General features: G+C 71.2%; 4 protein-coding genes. 1 reads left to right on the top strand and 3 read right to left on the bottom strand.

What is annotated here, in order from left to right:
* The first annotated feature begins 129 nt into the window (after window positions 1-129).
* Window positions 130-549 (top strand): DUF1844 domain-containing protein, encoded by a 420-nt coding sequence (locus tag NQ160_RS21870; protein WP_374113701.1) that lies wholly within the window; start codon window positions 130-132, stop codon window positions 547-549.
* Window positions 550-640: 91 nt separating this feature from the next.
* Here the strand turns inward: NQ160_RS21870 and NQ160_RS21875 are convergent, their stop codons facing one another.
* The 3 genes from NQ160_RS21875 to hisH are packed head-to-tail and all read right to left on the bottom strand — an operon-like array spanning window position 641 to window position 2,878.
* Entirely contained in the window at window positions 641-1,426 is a 786-nt protein-coding gene (locus NQ160_RS21875) for an SseB family protein (RefSeq protein WP_257517155.1), read from the bottom strand.
* Complete coding sequence (gene priA, locus NQ160_RS21880) at window positions 1,410-2,165, bottom strand: bifunctional 1-(5-phosphoribosyl)-5-((5-phosphoribosylamino)methylideneamino)imidazole-4-carboxamide isomerase/phosphoribosylanthranilate isomerase PriA (RefSeq protein WP_257517156.1); 756 nt, start codon at window positions 2,163-2,165, stop codon at window positions 1,410-1,412. Before priA ends, NQ160_RS21875 begins: the two co-directional genes overlap by 17 nt.
* A 53-nt stretch (window positions 2,166-2,218) precedes the next feature.
* Complete coding sequence (gene hisH / locus NQ160_RS21885; protein WP_257517158.1) at window positions 2,219-2,878, bottom strand: imidazole glycerol phosphate synthase subunit HisH; 660 nt, start codon at window positions 2,876-2,878, stop codon at window positions 2,219-2,221.
* Window positions 2,879-2,893: the final 15 nt, after the last annotated feature.

The following is a 2,893-nucleotide window of genomic DNA, read 5'->3' on the forward strand; positions in this document are numbered from 1 at the left end:
CCCGTACGAGACGGAGCGGAGTGCGTGGACCCGGTAGCCTGGAGCGGCAAGCGCGGGTGGGATGTGATCCTCTTTCCATCCGGGAGCAGAAACCCCCGGTGCCCGCGAAAGTCTAGCAGAAAGTGCGATGTGAACACTATTCCCGATGGGCAAGACGATCCGACGGCGCACGGAAGTGCCCCGGATGCCGAGACTCAGGCCCGCTGGGAGGAGCAGGACCGCGCCGCAAGTGCCGCGACGCGCGACATCGCCGACGTGCCGGCGGTCGAGGTCATCACGACGGCCGCGGTGCATCTGATGAGCGCCGCCGCCGTGAAAGTCGGGCTCGCCGACGACCCCGACGCGCAGATGGACCTCGACGAGGCACGCAAGCTCATCAACGCGCTGGCCGGCCTGATCACCGCCGGTGCCCCCGAGATCAGCGACATGCACGCGCGGTCGCTGCGCGACGGCCTACGTTCCCTGCAGCTGGCGTTCCGCGAGGCGTCCGTGGTCCCCGACCCGATCGGCAAGGGCCCCGGCGAGAAGCTGACCGGCCCCGTCACCTGACCGCTCGCGAGTGAGTATTCGTGGTCGCGAGTGAGTACTCGCGGTGAATACTCACTCGCAGCGGCGAATACTCACTCGGCGGCGTGAATACTCACTCGGCGGCGCGGAGGAGCTTCACGGTCAGCGAGTCCACCAGCACCGCGACCCTGTCATCGGCAGCCCAGCGCGCGGCGAGGCGCTGCAGCACGGCATCGAGCTCTGACTGCTCGAGGCCCGCGATCAGCTGCAGCCGCACTACGAGCTCCGGTCCCCGCAGGCGCGCATCGGGATCCCCCGGAGCCACCGACAGGTCGAGCACCGCCAGCTCCCCGCCGATGCTCTCCTGCAGGCCGCGGTACACATCGGGCGACGCGAAACTCGGCTCCCACGCACGCCCCTGCCCGATGGCCCAGACGGCAGGGCGGCGCAGCACGAACTCCGTCTCCGACGTCGGGTCGATGACGATGAGGTCGGTGTCGTCGTTCGCCGCGGCCAGCGCCGTGCGCACACCGTCGGCGGGAACCGGCCGCGCCGTGGCATCCCACCGCTGCATCGCCGTGACCGAGGTGAACACCGGCAGCACGCGACGACCGTCGGGCGCTGCGACCGTCACGATCGACAGCTCCTGCGTCTTGTCGACCGTGAGGCCCGTCGGCCCCACCCCCTCGTCGCCCTTCTCGGCGACGAGCGGGATCAGCAGGCGTGCGCTGCGGTAGGCGTCGACGACCGCGGCCTGATCGCCCTCTCCCGCGCGGAACGCCGTCAGCGCCGCCAGCAGCGCCGGATCGGCCGAGCCGTCGTCACCGGCGTGGGGGTTGGCCTGGAAGGCGCGCCCCTCCCACGGCACGCCGGCTGAATCGCCGGAGTTGCCGCAGTGGTCGTCAGGCGCCGGCGACATCCAGCGCCTCAGCGAGCGTGAAGGCCCCGGCATAGAGCGCCTTGCCCACGATGGCACCCTCGATGCCGAGCGGCACGAGCTCACGCAGCGCAGCGATGTCATCGAGGCTCGAGATGCCGCCGGATGCCACGACCGGCTTCGGGGTGCGCGTGGCCACTTCGCGGAGGAGTTCGAGGTTCGGACCCTTCAGGGTGCCGTCCTTGGTGACGTCGGTCAGCACGTACCGCGTGCAGCCGGCCTGCTCGAGGCGGTCGAGCACCTCCCAGAGGTCGCCGCCCTCACGCGTCCAGCCGCGCGCCGCGAGCGTTGTGCCGCGCACGTCGAGCCCCACCGCGATCGCGTCGCCGTAGCGCGAGATGACGTCGGCCGCCCACTCGGGGTTCTCGAGCGCCGCCGTGCCGAGGTTGATGCGCGAGGCCCCGCTCTCGAGCGCCGCCTCCAGCGACCGGTCGTCGCGGATGCCACCGGACAGCTCGACCTGCACGCCCTTGACGTTGCGGACCTGCTTGATCACCTTGCGCAGGACCGCGGTGTTGTTGCCCCGGCCGAACGCGGCGTCGAGGTCGACGAGGTGGATCCACTGCGCACCCTGGCGGGCCCAGGCCATCGCAGCGTCGACGGGGTCGCCGTAGGTCGTCTCGGATCCCGCCTCGCCCTGCGTCAGACGCACGGCCTTGCCGGATGCCACATCGACGGCAGGGAGGAGGATCAGCTCAGGGGTGGACGCGAAATCGTTCATGGCTCCAGGGTGCGGGCTCGGGGGCGCGGCGAAAGCCGCGACAGCACGGGTGGTCAGACAGTAGTGCGGCGCAGCGCGCCGATCCAATTGGACAGCAGGCGGATGCCGGCTTCGCCCGACTTCTCGGGGTGGAATTGGGTCGCCGACAGCGGTCCGTTCTCGACGGCGGCGAGGAACGGGGCGCCGTGCCGGCTCCAGGTGACGGCGGGCGCCGGGAACGGCGGGATGACGTCGAGCGTCCAGGACTGGGCGGCATAGGAGTGCACGAAGTAGAAGCGCTCCTGCTCGATGCCTCGGAAGAGCACCGAGCCTTCGCCGGGTTCGACGGTGTTCCAGCCCATGTGCGGCAGCACCGGGGCGTCGAGCTCGGTGACGGCACCGGGCCACTCCCCCAGCCCTTCGGTGTCCTCGCCGCGCTCGACGCCGTGCTCGAACAGCACCTGCATGCCGACGCAGATGCCGAGGACCGGAAGCCCTCCCGCCAGGCGACGGTCGATGAGCTCGTCGGCGCGGCTGGCGCGCAGGGCGTCCATGACCGCGCGGAACGCTCCGACGCCTGGCACGACCAGCCCGTCGGCATCGCGGATCAGGCCGCGGTCGGCCGTCAGACGGGCGTCGGCACCGGCGGCGATGAGTGCCTTCACCGCGGAGTGCACGTTGCCCGACCCGTAGTCGAGCACCGCGACGAGCGGCCGGTCGGGGGCGTCGCTCACAGCGCGCCCTTCGTG

Source organism: Microbacterium sp. zg.Y909 (assembly GCF_024626565.1).